Annotated in this window: 1 protein-coding gene; it reads right to left on the bottom strand. The window is 64.8% G+C overall.

The genetic code is table 11. The features are described 5' to 3' along the window. Window positions 1–461: ATP-binding protein (locus QSJ97_RS24640; RefSeq protein WP_285675151.1), on the bottom strand; the 461-nt coding region annotated here is incomplete at its 3' end. Window positions 462–616 lie beyond the last annotated feature (155 nt).

The raw sequence follows: 616 nt of genomic DNA, 5'->3' as shown, positions 1-616 counted from the left end.
CGCGGGAAGCGGCCGTCACCATGGGCCAGCTCCAGATCCGCAAACAAGCGCGGGATGCGCTGATAGATGACCGTTTTGCCGTCCCGACAGGCTTTGTGTCCGAGGGCGCAGGCCAACCAGGTCTTGCCCACGGCGCAGGGGCCGGTGATCAGCAGGTTTTGGTGATCCTCGATCCACTTGCCGGTGGCGAGCTGCTTGAAGAGCGTCCTGTCCAGCTTTCGCGGTGCCCGGTAGTCTGCGTCCTCGATGCTCGCGCCGGCATGGCGCAGCTTCGCGGCGCGCATGCGGCTCTGGAACTTCTTCGTGCTGCGGCTGGCGGCCTCGCGGTCGATCAGCAAGCCAAGCCATTCGGCATGACTGAGATCGGCGGCATCGTCACGGGCTTGCAAATCGGTAAAGGCGTCCGCCATGCCATCGAGCTTGAACTCTTTGAGCTGGTGATGGGTCGGATGGTCGAGCATGTCTCCTCCTCAGTGGAAATACTCGGGCCCGCGGATGTTCTGGTGCGTGATCGCCGGCCCCTCCGCGGGCGTCTCGGGCCGGTGGCGATGGAGGTTGTTCCCGAGAATGGCATTGACCGAGCTGCAGGAGGTGCCGCCGATCTCGAGGGCGCGTC

The sequence above is a fragment of the Paralimibaculum aggregatum genome (genome assembly GCF_030270585.1).
GTDB lineage: Bacteria > Pseudomonadota > Alphaproteobacteria > Rhodobacterales > Rhodobacteraceae > Thermohalobaculum > Thermohalobaculum aggregatum.
The sequence above is the reverse complement of the archived record's forward strand: the minus strand, read 5'-3'. Positions and strand labels throughout refer to the sequence as shown.